The organism is Flavimarina sp. Hel_I_48 (assembly GCF_000733945.1).
GTDB lineage: Bacteria > Bacteroidota > Bacteroidia > Flavobacteriales > Flavobacteriaceae > Leeuwenhoekiella.
The window spans coordinates 1343529-1360519 of record NZ_JPOL01000002.1 but is presented as its reverse complement, the minus strand read 5'-3'; the positions used below and the strand labels follow the sequence as shown (position 1 = coordinate 1360519).

General features: G+C 40.0%; 18 protein-coding genes. 17 read left to right on the top strand and 1 reads right to left on the bottom strand.

Annotation, left to right across the window (positions count from 1 at the left end; genetic code table 11):
* Positions 1 to 126: 126 nt before the first annotated feature.
* From P162_RS06150 to P162_RS06135, 4 genes are all read left to right on the top strand, one after another.
* Positions 127 to 2223: a hypothetical protein gene (locus P162_RS06150; RefSeq protein WP_031426374.1), complete on the top strand. Its 2097-nt coding sequence runs from the start codon at positions 127 to 129 to the stop codon at positions 2221 to 2223.
* Between the two features lie 177 nt (positions 2224 to 2400).
* Positions 2401 to 2874 carry a GAF domain-containing protein gene (locus P162_RS06145; RefSeq protein ID WP_031426373.1) on the top strand — a complete coding sequence of 158 codons (474 nt, stop codon included), beginning with the start codon at positions 2401 to 2403 and terminating at the stop codon, positions 2872 to 2874.
* A gap of 28 nt (positions 2875 to 2902) precedes the next feature.
* A complete protein-coding gene (locus tag P162_RS06140; protein WP_031426372.1) occupies positions 2903 to 3748 on the top strand; it encodes an aldo/keto reductase in 846 nt (281 codons plus the stop codon).
* Between the two features lie 97 nt (positions 3749 to 3845).
* Positions 3846 to 4256 (top strand): Dabb family protein, encoded by a 411-nt coding sequence (locus tag P162_RS06135; RefSeq protein WP_031426371.1) that lies wholly within the window; start codon positions 3846 to 3848, stop codon positions 4254 to 4256.
* A 3-nt stretch (positions 4257 to 4259) separates the two neighbouring features.
* Here the strand turns inward: P162_RS06135 and P162_RS06130 are convergent, their stop codons facing one another.
* Positions 4260 to 5138: an MBL fold metallo-hydrolase gene (locus tag P162_RS06130; protein ID WP_031426370.1), complete on the bottom strand. Its 879-nt coding sequence runs from the start codon at positions 5136 to 5138 to the stop codon at positions 4260 to 4262.
* A 281-nt stretch (positions 5139 to 5419) separates the two neighbouring features.
* Here P162_RS06130 and cyoE point away from each other — a divergent pair, with 281 nt between their 5' ends.
* From cyoE to P162_RS06065, 13 genes are all read left to right on the top strand, one after another.
* Positions 5420 to 6313, top strand: coding sequence for a heme o synthase (gene cyoE / locus P162_RS06125; protein ID WP_031426369.1), 894 nt, complete (start codon positions 5420 to 5422; stop codon positions 6311 to 6313).
* 3 nt (positions 6314 to 6316) lie between these two features.
* Positions 6317 to 6898, top strand: coding sequence for a heme-copper oxidase subunit III (locus P162_RS06120; protein ID WP_031426368.1), 582 nt, complete (start codon positions 6317 to 6319; stop codon positions 6896 to 6898).
* Between the two features lie 192 nt (positions 6899 to 7090).
* Complete coding sequence (locus P162_RS06115; protein WP_031426367.1) at positions 7091 to 8071, top strand: cytochrome c oxidase subunit 3; 981 nt, start codon at positions 7091 to 7093, stop codon at positions 8069 to 8071.
* Between the two features lie 41 nt (positions 8072 to 8112).
* Positions 8113 to 8487, top strand: coding sequence for a cytochrome C oxidase subunit IV family protein (locus P162_RS06110; RefSeq protein WP_031426366.1), 375 nt, complete (start codon positions 8113 to 8115; stop codon positions 8485 to 8487).
* Positions 8488 to 8653: 166 nt separating this feature from the next.
* A complete protein-coding gene (locus tag P162_RS06105; protein ID WP_316931591.1) occupies positions 8654 to 9286 on the top strand; it encodes a hypothetical protein in 633 nt (210 codons plus the stop codon).
* Positions 9287 to 9294: 8 nt separating this feature from the next.
* Positions 9295 to 10041, top strand: coding sequence for an SCO family protein (locus tag P162_RS06100; protein ID WP_031426364.1), 747 nt, complete (start codon positions 9295 to 9297; stop codon positions 10039 to 10041).
* 4 nt (positions 10042 to 10045) lie between these two features.
* Positions 10046 to 10621 carry a DUF420 domain-containing protein gene (locus P162_RS06095; protein ID WP_031426363.1) on the top strand — a complete coding sequence of 192 codons (576 nt, stop codon included), beginning with the start codon at positions 10046 to 10048 and terminating at the stop codon, positions 10619 to 10621.
* 10 nt (positions 10622 to 10631) lie between these two features.
* Positions 10632 to 10841, top strand: coding sequence for a hypothetical protein (locus P162_RS06090; protein ID WP_031426362.1), 210 nt, complete (start codon positions 10632 to 10634; stop codon positions 10839 to 10841).
* Positions 10842 to 10975: 134 nt separating this feature from the next.
* Positions 10976 to 11677 (top strand): ABC transporter ATP-binding protein, encoded by a 702-nt coding sequence (locus P162_RS06085; protein ID WP_031426360.1) that lies wholly within the window; start codon positions 10976 to 10978, stop codon positions 11675 to 11677.
* On the top strand, positions 11670 to 12914 hold the full coding sequence (locus P162_RS06080) for an ABC transporter permease (protein WP_031426359.1): 1245 nt from the start codon (positions 11670 to 11672) through the stop codon (positions 12912 to 12914). The genes P162_RS06085 and P162_RS06080 overlap by 8 nt, the downstream gene beginning before the upstream one ends.
* Before the next feature lie 26 nt (positions 12915 to 12940).
* A complete protein-coding gene (locus tag P162_RS06075) occupies positions 12941 to 14200 on the top strand; it encodes an ABC transporter permease (protein ID WP_031426358.1) in 1260 nt (419 codons plus the stop codon).
* 125 nt (positions 14201 to 14325) lie between these two features.
* Positions 14326 to 15486, top strand: a complete 1161-nt coding sequence (locus P162_RS06070) for an efflux RND transporter periplasmic adaptor subunit (protein WP_031426357.1) — start codon at positions 14326 to 14328, stop codon at positions 15484 to 15486.
* A gap of 65 nt (positions 15487 to 15551) precedes the next feature.
* Positions 15552 to 16991 carry a TolC family protein gene (locus P162_RS06065; RefSeq protein ID WP_031426356.1) on the top strand — a complete coding sequence of 480 codons (1440 nt, stop codon included), beginning with the start codon at positions 15552 to 15554 and terminating at the stop codon, positions 16989 to 16991.

The following is a 16991-nucleotide window of genomic DNA, read 5'->3' as shown; positions in this document are numbered from 1 at the left end:
TGAAGAATACCTGCTCCTTTGAATAGCACCATGCTCAAAATCGATAAAAAGCCCATATTGTTCGATAGATGTCTTATTTGTTTAAAAAAGACTTATCTTTCGTATCCTAACGTTTAAAGTATTTCTATGAGATCCAGCATTTTTCTGCTGCTCCTCTTTGGTGCGTCATATAATGTTTTTTATGGTCAGTCTACGTATGATAATTACGAGCGTTATCCTGTTTTTGAAGATTGTTCAGCCATTGATAAATCTGGTCTTCGGGACTGTTTCAACGAGACGCTTATCAGCAAAATATTGGAGTCCTTAAATGACGTAAATTTCGGTGTTGATGAAAATTACGAAGGTGAAATGATGGTGCTTTTTGAGGTAAATGGAGATGGGATCTTTAAAGTGCTCAATATACAGGCAGATTATGACGAACTTCGTTCAAACGTACTGACCGCATTTGAAGAGTTACCGCAAATTGCTCCTGCAACGTATAATGGCAGGCCTACCTATATGCAATTTACCATGCCCATCAAATATCCCCTTGAACGGAATTTGATCAATTCCAACACCGATATTGAGAACAAACAGACTATTGCGGCTATTTCTAATGAATATGATTCCATAGAAACAACGGCTTATCATGATAATGAATATACCAGTCAATTGAATATTCCCTTTTCCCATCAGGTCTACAGTCGGTTTGATTCAGAAATGAATAAAGTAGGGACGAATAGTCACACGGCGGGAAAACCTTTTGTTTATTCAGAGGTGAACCGCTATTACGATTTTGCGGAAGAGAAGAACGATCTCTTAAAGGATAAAAAATCCTGGTTTGGCCGTAAATTCTGGAACGAGCATATGGTTACCCTACAGGGAAAAGATTATTGGTTTACTGTAGATCCTGCTGCAGATTTGATGTTGGGCAAGGAAACTGCAGATAATGAAGATCAGAATTTCACGTACAACAATACGCGAGCGCTTATTTTTCAGGGTGGTTTGGGCAAAAATCTCAATTTTTACACTGTTTTTTATGAAAGTCAGGGCAGTTTTGCAGGTTATTTCAACAGGTACGCGCGTTCCATTCGTCCTGATGGTGGCAACCCGGCGATAGTTCCCGGTCGTGGGGTCGCAGCAAAAGGGCGTGGCGGGGATTTTGATTACCCCATCGCAGAGGGCTATTTGTCATTCACGCCCAGTAATCATTTCAATATTCAGCTGGGGCATGGCAAGCAATTTATAGGTGATGGATACCGCTCCCTGCTACTTAGCGATAATGCCAGTCCTTATCCTTTTATAAAATTAAATACCACATTTTGGAAATTTAAATACACAAATACATTTATGTCGTTGCGCGATGTGCGCCCAGAGGTTACGGCAGATGGCTCTTTTAGAACCAAATATATGGCCAATCACTATTTGAGCTTCAATGTTTCAAAACGGCTCAATCTTGGTTTTTTTGAAAGCGTGATCTGGGAAAATGAAAACGACCGCGGGGTGGACCTGAATTACCTGAATCCCGTTATTTTTTACCGGGCCATAGAGTTTTCTACCGGCTCGCGCGGTGGTAATGCAATTATAGGTTTAGCGGCGAAATATAAATTCAGTAATAGTTTTAACGCGTATGCACAGGTAATTATAGATGAATTTTCTGTAGATGCCATTAGAAGCCGAAACCAGAGTTATAAAAATAAGCAGGGCGCACAGTTGGGCGTGAAATATTATGATGCGTTCAGTGTGAAAAATTTGCAGCTCCAACTGGAATTTAACCAGGTACGGCCCTATGTGTATTCGAATAATGAGATTACCCTAAATTACGGACATAACAACCAGAGTATGGCGCATACCTGGGGAGCCAGTTTTTCAGAATATATTGCCATTGCCCGCTACGAGAGAGAACGCTGGTACGGTACAGGTAAATTGATCTATGGAAAACGTGGTTTTGAAACCGGGGGTATGAATGAAATTTACTACGGCGGTAGTATTTATGGCAATGATGAAAACCGTCCCGCCGATAATGGCAACTTTATAGGTCAGGGGAATGAGACAAAAACCATTCTTGGTAACCTGGAAGTGGGTTATTTGCTTAATCCCGCAACCAATTTAAAACTGTACGCAAGTGCAATGTACCGCAACAATACTACAGCAATTGATGATCCCGTAAACCTGGAAGAAGAAACTTTATGGCTTAACCTGGGTTTTAGGACTGATCTATTTAATTGGTATTTTGATCAGTAATCTTCTTAAAGGCTTCATCTCTTCTTATAATATAATGTGCGATTAAAATTAGCCTGATTTCTCTATTTTTTGGGTAATTTTACCTGTATAGTATTACTTTGGTAACTTCTTTTTAGGGGTTATTGTTACCCAAGAATGTCATAGCACAGCCTTTTGGCCTCAATTAAAAAAAAAGATATGTCAGATAAAAGCACTTCAATAGCACAAATCAAAGAAAATATAAACAAGTCTTCCATTGAATGGGAACGGGTTCTTAAGGATATTATCGCACATTTTGATTGTAAAACCGGGACACTTCATTTTCTGGATGATAAGAATCTTCTGCAACTGGAAACACAGCAGGGGATACCAGATTTTCTTATTCCTAAACTAACGACAATCCCTATCGGAAAAGGAATGGCCGGCATTGCTGCCGAAAGGAAAAAACCTGTTGAAATGTGTAATTTGCAAACGGATGACTCTGGCGTGGCGCGTCCTGCAGCAAAAGAAACAAAAGTAGAAGGGTCAATCGCGGTACCTATGATTAAAAACGGTACGCTTTATGGCGTTTTTGGTATTGCAAAACCGGTTCCCTACGAATTTACAGAGCAGGAAGAAAATGATCTTTTGCAACTGGGAGAAGCCATGAGTGAAGCGCATTTAAATAAATAGTATTAAAATAAATAATAATTCGCATTACATGCAAGGTCCTATACTTCTCAATGATGGTCATAAAATCCCAAGAATTGGTTTTGGCACCTATAAAGCCACCGATGAGGAAGGTGTAGCTTCCGTCAAGACCGCATTGCAGAGTGGATACCGCTTAATAGACACTGCAGCAAAATATGAAAATGAAAAGGCGGTAGGCGAGGGCATCAAAGCTAGTGAAGTACCGCGTGAGGAACTTTTTATAACGACCAAGTTATGGAGGGAAAACCTTGGGTATGCCCAGGCCAAAAAAGCCTTTGCGGAATCTTTGAAGCGATTGAATCTAAAGTATATTGATCTATACCTGATTCACTGGCCGGCCAATGCTAAGAACCATACAAATTGGCAAAAAACAAATGCGGAAACCTGGCGCGCCCTGGAAGATTTACAGTCTGAGGGTACAATCAAAAGCATAGGGGTAAGCAATTTCTGGCCTGAACATTTAGAGCCGCTCCTGGAAACTGCAAGGGTAAAAACTGCCGTAAATCAAATTGAATTCCATCCTGGATACTGGCAACAGGCAGTGACCGAATATTGTAAAGCACAGGATATTGTAGTAGAATCCTGGTCGCCTCTGGGGCAGGGCAGGGTTTTTGGTCACCCTGTTCTGGAAAAAGTGGCAAAAAAGCATAATAAATCCGTGGCGCAGATCTGTCTTAGGTGGATCTATCAGCACGATGTAGTGGTAATCCCAAAGTCTACAACTCCTGAACGTATCAAAGAAAATAAGAATATTCTTGACTTTGAACTTTCTGTAGATGAAATGAGAACGATCAATGAAATTCCGAAAATGGGATTCAGTGGGGAATTGCCAAACGAATGGCCTGATAAGGTTTGAATATTTTATACTGCTAAACCAACTTTATTTTGATTGCATCCCAGTTAATTCTGAAATAACTATATTTAAAAACCAAAAATACGATAAACAATATATCATGAAATCAGTCCTATTCCTATTTATACTTTTAACATCAAGCCAACTCATGCAAGCCCAAAACCAAAACCAATCGCAAACACAGGAAACCGAATTTGATTCACACTTTGTGCACAATGTCTATTTCTGGCTTAAAAACCCAGAAAACAAGCAGGATAGAGCAGATTTTGAGGCTTCTTTGAAGAAATTTTTAAAGACCAGTAAATACGCTAAAACCCATTTTATAGGAACTCCGGCAAATACACCGCGAGAGGTTGTTGACAACTCATGGACGTATTCACTCGTCCTTACTTTCCCTTCAAAAGAAATACAGGACAAGTATCAGGATGAAGATGTGCATCATCTATTTATAGAAGAATCTGAGGATTTATGGGAACGCGTACAGGTTTATGATTCTGTAGGTCTGGAGTAATAACTATTCCATTTTAGCTTTGAGGCTGTCATATATAGTTTCCCTGATTTTAGGGCCATTGATAAAACTTTTATCGGCTTCGGCATCTGTGTAAAAAGTACTCGTAAGGTTTTCCATAGTGCTGATTTCTGAACGTTTTTTGCCATTATTTATGGCATTTTGAACGTTTTCCCGAAGGGTTTTGAGCATATCCACATAGGTTTCATAGTCTGAATACGTAGCCAGTTCGCCATGCCCGGGAATAATGATGGTTTCTGAATTGGCAAGCATGAGTCCGGCTTTGCCAGCTTCAATATCCCCATCGATACTGCCACCACTTTTCAAGTCGATAAATGGAAAACCATTGGTGATAAAGGTGTCTCCGGTGTGCATGACATTGCTTTGCGGAAAATAAATTAAAGCGTCACTATCTGTGTGTGCGCTATCTACGTGTACCGCCATGATATCGTTGCCATTAAGGTGTAGCGTAAGGTCATTTTTAAAGGTTATTACCGGTAAACCAGCTGATTTATCGTCATTTTTAAGGCGTTTCCGAACATTTTCCTGCGCTAGGACTACCGCTCCGGCGTCTTCAAATTTTCCATTTCCACCCGTGTGATCCCCGTGAAAATGGGTATTCGCTAAAAATTTTATGGGTTTGTTACTTAAGGTTCTAATAGCGGCGGTTATTTTTTCGGATAGTTCTGCGAACTCATCGTCAATCATAAAAACCCCATCATTTCCTACCGAAAGACCAATATTGCCACCACTTCCCTGAAGCATGTAAATACTGTCTTTGACGGGAACGATTTTGATCTCAACTTCTGAAAAGTCGCGTTGCGCAAAGACAGATGTGGAGATGAAAAGTAAAGCGGTAACAAAAATTGGTAGATATTTTATCATGATGAAGGTTTAATGAAGGTGCTCTAAGGTACGTCATTTTATGTCAATTTGAACTTTCTAATACGCTCAAGGATTTTCTGAGTTTATTCTTTATAGTTTCAAATCAATCAAACGGCTTCCGCTACCCTAAGCGCTATACAATTCTTCCGAAAGAATAGAATTTTCAGTTTGACTGCTTTGATGATGAAAGAAAGACCTTTAAGATTAATAGCTATTTCATTGTCTAAAACAGGCTTGCGCCGTATCTTTGCACAACTTTTTAAAAAGTACCTAAAAAAAGCTTGAGCATCGCAAAAACATATACAGCAACGACTTCTGTCTGGGGCGATTTTAAGGAAATCACTAAAATGCGCCTTGCATTAAGTGTGGTATTTTCCAGTATGGCGGGTTACTTTTTAGGCGCAACCGTAATTTCCTGGAGCACTGCGTTGCTCCTCGCGATAGGTGGTTATTTTATGGTAGGCGCTTCAAACGCGTATAACCAGATTATAGAGCGTGACCTTGATAACCTAATGGATCGAACAAAAAACAGACCGGTGCCTGCCGGTCGTATGAGCGTTCCTATGGCGTTTGCTATAGCCAGTGCATTTACGATATGTGGTCTGGTCACGTTATATATAATAAATCCAAAAACTGCATTTTTTGGGGCTATTTCCATCTTTTTATACGTTTGTGTATATACCCCATTAAAAACCAGGACTCCCTTATCTGTATTCGTAGGGGCGTTCCCGGGGGCCATTCCGTTCATGCTGGGCTGGGTAGCGGCCACAAATGATTTTGGAATTGAGGCAGGCACGTTGTTTATGCTTCAGTTTTTTTGGCAATTTCCACATTTCTGGGCCATTGGCTGGTTCTTGTATGACGATTACAAAAAGGGTGGGTTTTTTATGCTTCCTACCGGAAAAAGGGACAAAGGAACCGCCCTGCAGGTGGTTTTATATACCATTTGGACCGTTTTAGTATCACTAATACCGGTTTTTGGCGCCACCGGACGTTTATTTTTGACCCCCGTTGCAGGCGTACTCGTTGGGCTTCTGGGAATTGCTTTTTTGTATTACGCCTTTTTGTTGTACAAAAGGATGGATGCTATAACCGCAAAAAGGCTGATGCTCATGAGCGTAAGTTATATTACGCTTGTACAAATTATATATGTTGCCGATAAATTTATAAGATAGCTAATGGATTATACCTCACAACCTGAAGGGGAAAAAATGATACGCGCAAAAAAAATGATGCTATGGTTTGGCATTGTGGGTCTTGCCATGATGTTTGCCGGTCTCACGAGCGCATATATCGTAAGTAAGGAGCGCAGGGACTGGTTGACAGATTTTGAGCTTCCGCAGGCATTTTATATCAGTACCGCGGTGATTGTCCTGAGCAGTCTCACCATGTTTTTGGCCAAGCGCGCCATAAAGGGAAATGCTGTAGGACGCGCTAAAATTTTTCTGGCAGCAACACTTTTACTGGGTATTGTGTTTGTCTATATGCAGTTTGTGGGCTTTGACGAGATCATAGCAAATGGCTACTTTTTTACGGGGAGTGAGAGCAATATAACCACTTCGTTTATTTATGCATTTGTTATCGCGCATATAACCCATGTGGTTGCAGGTATCATCGTGCTCATGGTTATGTTTGTCAATACGATGCGTTCAAAATATTCCCCAGATGATATGCTTGGTATTTCACTTGGATCTACCTTCTGGCATTTTGTTGATGTTTTATGGGTTTATTTGTTTCTTTTTCTGGTGTTCTTTAAATAGAATCTTTAAAAATAGGTGAGTTCATAAAACTTTGATCTTTACAAAAGTGAATGATTTTCAGTGCGCTTATCCCTGTTTATTTGGTTTGATTTCAATTTATTGCCTTTATCGCTCCTAAAATCTCAGGTTTAACATTACATTTATATTTTAAAATTCCTATTTTTGCAACGCTTATAAAATCAATAATTATTTATGGACGCTACTGCGGTTAGAACAGGCACAGAAGGTAAAACCTGGGGAGGGGGCAACCAGCCATTGGGTGCTAGTTATGGTAAGTTGATGATGTGGTTCTTTATCCTTTCGGATGGTCTTACGTTCTCGGCATTTCTTGCAGCCTACGGTTTTTCGAGGTTTAAATTTATTGAAGAGTGGCCTATCGCAGATGAGGTTTTTAATCACTTTCCATTTTTGCACGGCGTAGATGCGCCTATGTACTACGTGGCGTTCATGACGTTTGTTCTTATATTTTCGTCGGTGACGATGGTGCTTGCGGTAGATGCCGGCCACCATATGAAGAAGAACAAAGTAATCTGGTACATGTTTGCTACCATTATAGGCGGTATAATCTTCGTAGGTTCACAAGCATGGGAGTGGGCCAACTTTATACAGGGTGAATATGGCGCTGTTGAAACCAGGGCGGGTCGTATCCTACAATTTGTAAATACAGACGGAGAACGCGTTGCGCTAGAGGATTTTGCTGAAGATTTACCATCAGAGCGTACGCAGCTTACCCGTAGTGAAGCCTTGTGGTATCAGAGCGATTCCAGTATGCCCACCGTAAATTATACTGAGGTTTTGGCTGGTTTTATGGCTGATGAGAATTTGCTAGTCCGCACCGATGTAATCAATGAAAATGGTCAAAAAACCATACTGTCAAGAGAAGAATCGATCAAGAAATTAAAGGATGATGGTGCTGGTGTTGTTCAAGGTGCAAACCTTATTCACAATGAATATGGCGCTCCACTTTTTGCTGATTTCTTTTTCTTTATTACCGGTTTCCACGGTTTTCACGTATCTACGGGAATCCTTATCAATATCATCATCTTTTTCAATGTGATCATAGGTACCTATGAGCGCAGGGGGAATTATGAGATGGTTGAAAAAGTAGGGCTGTACTGGCACTTTGTGGATTTGGTTTGGGTATTTGTATTTACCTTTTTCTATCTGGTTTAATCTAAAAATAGTTCCGCTGGGGCTGAAGTAAATTATATATAATGGCACACGACGCATCACATACAAATGATTCTGAAAGCAACTCGGCTGTAAAAAGAATCTGGAAGGTGTTCATCATACTTTCCGTAGTTACAATTGCTGAAGTTATACTGGGTATTTTTAGGCCAGAATTCTTAGAGCATACGCAAATAGCCAGGATGAAACTGCTCAACTGGATCTTTATCCTGCTTACGGTTTACAAAGCCTATCTGATCACTTGGGCATTTATGCACATGGAGCATGAGACAAAAGGTTTGCGCAGATCTGTGGTGTGGACGTCAGTATTTCTCATTGCATATCTGGTCTTCATTCTTCTCACTGAAGGAGATTATATCCACGATGTGTATACAGAAGGATATCAAAACTGGAACTTTTAATAGTATCAAAAACCAAAAGGTGATCGTAGATCACCTTTTTTTATAGGATAGTTTCTTATTCTACGTTGTTTTAGAGGAAAAAAATCCCTTTGGTACAACGAATTGTTTGTGACTAAAATTCCCAGAACACCGGTACTTTAAAACCTATTCGCTTAACTTTGCAGCGATGAAGATTCAAAAAATATTCGTTTTAAGTATTTTATTTATACTCCCTGTAGTTGCTTACCTCTTCTTTGCTTCGGGAGTCCATAACTTTGCAAAACTTCCCACGGTATCTGAAGGTGTGGAAGAACTAAGTTTCTCTCAAGATATAAAGCTCAAAGATAAAATTACGGTGCTTGGCTTTCTGGGGACTGACCTCAAAAAAGACGGTCCGGTACTATTCAACCTCAACCAGAAAATCTACAAATATTTTTACGAATTCAATGATTTTCAATTCGTTTATCTCGTTCCTAAGTCGGTTTCCCAACAAGAACTTCAAAATATTATCACGGAATTGGAACGCGTGAGCAATCTTAAAAATTGGCATTTTGTTTATGCCGAAGATGAACAGATCAAAGCGATTTTCAGCAGTTTAAACAGCGCACATCGCTGGAGTGATAATGATGGTTCCCCTTACGTCTTTATTGTAGATAAAGACCGGAATTTGCGTGGGCGTGATGATGATGAAGATGTAGGTACCTTGTACGGCTATAACAGCACAGATGTTGCAGAACTTGCAGATAAGATGAAGGATGATGTCAAAATCGTTCTGGCAGAATACCGACTAGCACTTAAAAAGAATAATGCCGTTAGATAGAAATAGTAATGAATAAAAAGAAAACGTATATAGGGATTGCCGTAATCGTGCTCATCTTTGGGCTGTTTGCGATTCCTAAAATTTTTGAACGACTTAGAAATGGGAGTGTCGTGGAAAATGACAGGCTCAATGTGGTGAACATTAATGAAGCTGAAAACAGCTCTTCAGAGCTTTCCTACATTCGTATAAACGATAAGGATCGGCGGGTACCCGAGTTTAAGCTTGTAAACCAGAATGGCGATACGATCACAGATAAATATTACAGGGGAAAGGTTTTTCTGGTTGAATTCTTTTTTACCAGATGCCCTGATATTTGTATTCCCATGAGCGAAAATCTAGTCGAAATCCAAAAAGAATTTAAGGATTCAGATAAGTTTGGTATCGCAAGTATAAGTATAGATCCTGAACACGATACGCCAGAAGTATTAAAAGCATATGCAAAAGAGTATGGTGCGACGTATCCGCATTGGAATTTCCTGACTGGGAGCAAAGACTCTATTTATACTATGGCCAATGAGAAATTTGGACTACTGGCACAGGCAAATCCTAATGTAAAAGATAACTTTTTACATTCTGGGCTATTTGCTTTAATAGATCAAAATGGTTTTATACGATCACGTATGGATAATTTTGGTAACCCAAAAATCTACTATCGTGGTTTTATCCCGCGGGGTGAAGGGGAGAATGAGGACAGGGAGAGCCCGGAAATTGATATGCTTATAGAAGATATAAATAAATTGTTGAGTAACGATTGATGCCATGAAAGAAAGCGCTACAAAGGGTAAAAATTATAAGCTTTTGATCACCGCATCGTCTATTGCAGTCCCGGTCATAGTTGCTTATTTATTCACCGTGCGTATTCCCGGAGTAGAGCGCATGGGTTTTTTACCTCCCACGTACGCGGCTATAAATGCGCTTACCGCAATATTTCTCATAGTTGCAATCATGCAGATAAAATGGGGCAATAAATCTGCCCATGAACTGCTTATGAAATGTTCAATGGGTTTATCTGTACTTTTTCTGATACTTTATCTAGTCTATCATGCTACTTCAGATTCGACAAAATTTGGCGATGCGAACTATGATGGTGTGGTAAGTGTGGCAGAAAAGGCTTCAGTGGGTGCATTTTCTTATGTTTATTATTTTATCCTGATCACACATATTATTCTTTCAATAGTTGTTATTCCCTTCGTTTTAATAACATATACGCGCGCCGTTAATGGCAAATTCAAACTTCATAAGAAGATTGCTAAGATAACTTTCCCCCTTTGGCTTTATGTGGCCGTAACAGGTGTTGTGATTTATATTTTGATATCACCTTACTACCCTAATTAAAAAGAGAACAATGAAATATGTTGCTACATTAGTATTGGTTCTTATTGGCACATTGCCCGTAGATGCACAGTGTGCAATGTGTCGTGCCGTATTGGAAAGTGAGACAGATAGCGGTATGGCAGAAGGGGTAAATAATGGTATTATCTATCTTATGGCACTCCCTTATATTCTTGTAGGTGGTTTGATCTGGTACATTTACAAAAGCAGGAAGAAGTCCTGAATGTTAAAGAAAATATTATTTTAACAAATTTATAACTTTTCTCACGGTAACTTTTTTGACCAGCTGCAGTCTTTTATGAGAGTACTTTATTTTTTCAGTGTTCAGATACATATAACCACAAAACTGCTGCCGGAATGATCAAAATAAAAGATCTAAATAAGTCGTATCATATGGGATCCAACTCCCTTCACGTTTTAAAAGGGATCAATTTTGACGTTGAAGAAGGTGAGCTAGTATCTATAATGGGTTCTTCGGGTTCCGGTAAATCAACCCTACTGAATATTCTGGGAATGCTTGATGAAGCAGATAGCGGTTCCTATACGCTTGACAATGTTCCCATTAAAAACCTTAACGAAAAGATCGCCGCGCGTTACCGGAACAAATTTCTTGGTTTTATTTTTCAGTCTTTCAATCTCATCAATTACAAAAGTGCACTTGATAATGTGGCCATGCCTTTGTATTATCAGGGCATGAAACGTAATGAACGGGTGGACCGCTCCATGCACTACCTTGAAAAAGTTGGTCTAGGTCAATGGGCGGGGCATCTTCCCAGTGAACTTTCTGGAGGTCAAAAGCAACGTGTTGCCATTGCCCGTGCCCTGGCGAGCGATCCCAAAGTATTGCTTGCCGATGAACCTACCGGTGCGCTTGATACTAAAACATCGTACGAGGTGATGGAACTTATTCAAGGCATCAACGATGAGGGAAAAACAATCCTGATCGTTACCCATGAAGATGATATCGCGCATATGACCAAGCGTATCGTCAATCTAAAGGATGGTTTGATAATAGATGATAAGCGCATTGAACAAGTAAAGGCCGTCAACCATGTTTGATATAGAACGCTGGCAGGAAATTTTTGAAACGATACGTATGAACAAGTTGCGTACGTTTTTAACGGGATTGTCAGTAGCCTCGGGGATTTTCATACTCGTGATACTTTTAGGTTTTAGTACAGGAATTCAAAAGGGGATTTCCTCGCAATTTGAGCAGGACGCAGCGAGTCTCATATTCATTCGTACTGGAGTTACCACAAAAGAATACAAAGGCCTAAACCCCGGCAGGGAAATAAACCTGCACCTGAGCGATTTTCAGGACATGAGTAGAAAATATAAAGAGGATATAGAGTATAAAACCCCTTTGTATACTATCTGGGGAGGTCAGGTAAATTATAAAAACCAGACCGGTAATTATCGTATTGAAGGCGCCTATCCAGAAAATCAGTTTATTGAGAACGAGAGTATGGTCGCAGGTCGTTTCTTAAACCAGACGGATATAAGCGGCGTGGAAAAAGTGATGGTCATAGGGAACAAAGTAAAACAGGAATTGTTTAAAGACAAGGAGGCAGTGGGTGAAATGGTTTCTGTTTATGGTATCAATTTTAGGGTAATTGGGGTGTATTCAGATCCCGGCGGAGATCGTGAAGAATCACGTGTTTTTATACCGCTTTCCACCGCGCAACGTTCATTTAATGCGGGAGACACACTACGTTCCATGTCATATACGGTGAAGATGCAAGATGACTTTGATCAGGCGGTTGCGCTTTCTACTGCAATGGAAAAAAGCTTTGAAAACGACCTGAAAACCAAATACAATGTGGCGCCAGATGATCGTGGGGCAGTGCGTATTTATGGTACTCTGGAAGAGGCTAAAAAAATATACACACTCATAGATACCATACGCGCGGTGTTCTGGTTTGTGGGCATAGGCACCATTATCGCAGGTGTTGTGGGCGTGGGGAATATCATGCTTATAATCGTGAAGGAACGTACTAAAGAGATAGGCGTTCGCAAAGCTATAGGTGCCACACCTTCGTCTATAATTGGTATGGTTTTACAAGAAGCGATCTTTATAACCACTATCGCCGGGTTCACCGGTCTTTTCTTAGGGGTAGGCCTTCTTGAATTGATCAGCCCAATGGTGAACAGCGATTTCATAAAATTTCCAGAAGTAGATTTTAAAACATCAGTTACTACCGTGATTATCCTGATTATTGCGGGAGCTGTGGCTGGATTTATCCCTGCGAGAAGGGCGGCGCATATTAAACCTATTGACGCTTTGCGTGACGAGTAATATATAATCAACTAACTAAAAAACCAATGTTTAGCAGAGATCGATGGGACGAAATACTGGAAGCACTGAACGCCAATAGGTTCAGGACCTTGCTTACGGCCTTTGGTGTATTCTGGGGGATTATGATTTTGGTTCTTTTACTGGCACTTACAAACGGCCTGCGTAATGGGGTAATGACCGGTTTTGCAGGATTTGCAACGAACTCTATGTTCATGTGGACTCAGGGAACGTCAATGGCGTACAAAGGCCTTCCCAAAGGACGCAGTTTTGAATTCAATCTTAGTGATGTGGAGATTCTTAAAGAAAAAATTCCTGCTTTAAAATATGTGTCGCCCCGTAACCAATTGGGAGGTTATAATGGCGCTAACAATGTGACCCGTAATGAAAAAACCGGAGCATTCAGTATTTATGGTGATTTTCCTGAATATATAAACCAGGAACCTATGGATATTACTGCCGGCAGGTTTATAAGTTATTCGGATATAAACGATAAGCGAAAAATTTGCATAATAGGGATTGATGTTGTCAAAACCCTATTTGACACTGGAGAAGATCCACTGGGGAAATACATAAAGATCAACGGAGTAAATTTTCTGGTCGTAGGTATTTTTAAAAGTACAAACAACAATGGTGATGGGGAGGAAAATGCAAATACCATACATATACCTTTTACCTCCTTTGCTCAGGCATTCAATACCGGTGAAGATATTGGGTATATGGCTATTACCGCAAATGATGGTACTACAATTACATCACTAAAGGATCAAATAGTAGATATAATGAAAGCGCAACATACGGTAAACCCAGCCGATGAACGCGCCATAGGTAACTTTGATCTTGCAGAGCAATTTAAAAAAGTAAATGGCCTTTTTAGCATTTTAAGTTTTGTAGGCTACTTTGTGGGCGCGCTCGTTCTCATGAGTGGCGTAATAGGAATTAGCAATATTATGCTCATCGTAGTTAAAGAGCGTACAAAAGAAATAGGTGTGCGCCGTGCGCTTGGGGCCAGTCCATGGAGCATTAAATCCCAGATTTTACAGGAATCCCTTGTTTTAACGATCCTTTCTGGTATGGTGGGAATTACTATAGCGGCAGGAATCATCTGGGTTATGAATTATGTGCTTGAAATCTATGGCCCTATAGAAAATTTTGTAAATCCGTCTGTAGATGTCAGTGTGATCGTCACTGCACTGGGCATACTTATCGTTTCGGGAATCCTGGCAGGGTTGATACCGGCTACAAGGGCCACGCAGATGAAACCGGTAGATGCCCTAAGAATCGATTAATTGAAAAGAGAGGCCAACAAGATAAAACCAACATCTTAAGGATAGTAAGATGCATTTTCAGAATAATACGCTCATATAAACAATCAATAAATCCAAACGTTCATCATCAAAAAAAATAATCTATAATGAAAAGAACAGGAACCGTTATTACCCTGGTAACTATTGTGGTGCTATTTATCATAGGCATCTGGTATATCTATGCTAAAAATCAGGAAGATCCTACCTCTTATGCTACGGAAAGCCCCACGACAGAAACAATTGTAAAACGTACGGTCGCCACGGGAAGCATCGTGCCCAGGGAAGAGATCCTTATTAAGCCGAATATTTCTGGTATTATTAAGGAAATTTTGGTGGAGGCCGGGGAATCTGTAAAGGAGGGTGATCTTATTGCTAGGATTGAAGTAGTGCCTAATGTTTCATCCTTAACCAGTGCTAAAAACAGCATTACCAGTGCAAAAACTGCCTTAGAGACATCAAAATTGGCCTTTAATAACCAGAAAAGCATCTATAACAGGCAAAAAACACTTTTTGAAAGTGGCGTATTGTCGGCAAATGACTTTGATACCGCACAGCAGGCGTATGATCAGGCGCAACAGAGTTTCAAACAACAGGAGATCAGTTTACAGTCGGCAAACCAAAACTATGATATTGTTAAAACAGGAACTACTACCGGTCTTGGTAACGCTGCAACTACATCTGTACGCGCCACAATATCAGGCATGGTATTAGAAGTACCTATTAAAGAAGGAAATCAGGTTATAGAAGCCAATAACTTTAATGACGGGACGACCATTGCTTCCCTTGCGAATGTAAATAATATGATTTTTGAGGGTAAAGTAGATGAGAGCGAAGTGGGAAAAATAAAAGAAGACCTTCCATTGGAAATTACAGTAGGAGCCATTGAAAATAAAAAATTTGACGCTGTACTTAATTATATTGCCCCTAAAGGTATAGCCGAAAATGGAGCTATACAATTTGAGATCAAAGGTACCCTCGATAAAGCAGATACCACCTTTATACGTGCTGGGCTGAGTGCCAATGCATCAATCATCCTTGCCAGGGCAGATAGTGTGCTCGCGGTCAAAGAAGCACTAGTGCAATTTGATGCCAAGACGCAGAAACCGTTTGTAGAGATAGAAACCGGAGATCAGCAATTTGAAAGAAGAGATATAGAACTAGGAGTGAGTGATGGTATTAATGTAGAAGTAAAAAATGGGATTTCAAAAGGAGACAAAATTAAGGTCTGGAACGCCATTAAACCAGTTGCAGAAGTCAGTAACAATTAAAAAAGTTGCATGATTTGTAACATCTTCGCTTTTATCTATACCTATAATTACAATTCTAGAACAGTATGAAATATTTAGTTTCTTTTCTCATTTTGGCATTTGCGGTACAAACCTCAATAGCCCAGGATCAACAAAAATGGACGCTTCAGGAATGTCTGGAACGTGCCCTTGATAAAAATATTCAGATTAAACAGGCAGAACTTGATGTGGAAGCTGCACAAATTGATAAAAAAGATGCCTGGGGTGCACTGCTTCCATCGCTTAATGGACAAATCTCCAACACCTGGAACACGGGTCTGACACAGAACATCACAACAGGTATTTTGCAGTCGCAGGTTACACGTAACGTTTCCGCTGGTGCTACTTCTTCCATAAACCTCTTTGATGGTTTGAGAAATTATAAGCAGATACAGCGTGCTAAAATAGCAAAGCTTGCTGCACAGTATAGTTTGGGAAAAATGAAAGACGATGTGAGCTTAATGGTCGCAAACAACTTTTTGCAAATTATACTGAATAAAGAAAATCTAAAAGTATTTAAAACCCAGAATGAGCTCACTTTAGAACAAATAGACCGCACGCGTGAATTAGTAGATGGTGGCGTGCTTCCCAAAGGGGATTTACTGGAGGTGCAGGCGCAAAACGCAACAGAAATACAGAACATCGTAGATGCGCAGAATCAGGTTCAAATCTCTTTAATAAGTCTTGCGCAGACCTTGCTCATTGAGGATTATAAGAACTTTGACGTAGCTGAAGCCGATTATGAGATAGCAGGAGAAGAAATTTTATTAAATTCACCTTACGAAATTATTGATCAGGCTAAAGAAAAACGTTACGAAATTAAAATTGCCGAAGAAAATAAGAAGTTGGCCGAAAAGGACATCGAGATTGCCAGAGGCGCAAGTTTACCTACATTAAGTGCTTTCATTAATTATAACACGAGAGAATCGAGTGCGGGTAGATTTACAAATTCCCGTATAGATCCAGATCAACCTACCAGGGAGATCGGTTTTGTGGAAAGTACCGAACAGGTGGTAGTTGCGCCAAATACGATAAATACACTTGGAAATCCACTTCCCTTTTTTGAGCAACTCTATCTTAACGATGGTATTAATTATGGTTTTCAGTTAAGCGTACCCTTATTTAATGGTTTTCAAACGCGCAATCAGATCAATAGGAGTAAGGTTAACGTACGCCGGGCAGATTTCAATTTGGAACAGGCACAACTTGATTTAGAATCAAACGTGTATCAGGCGTATGTAGATGTTCAGGGATCTTTAAAAGCCTATGAAGCTGCGGAGGCCGCCGCAGAATCACAGGAACTTGCTTTTGAATATGCTCAAGAGCGTTATGATGTGGGTCTTACAAATGCTTTTGACCTTAGTCAAAGCAAGCAGCGTTATGACAATGCGCGTATCGATCTAAACCGTACTAAATATGATTACATCTTTAGATTAAAAGTACTCGAACTTTATTTTGGGGTTCCGGCTACAGAATTAAAATTTTAG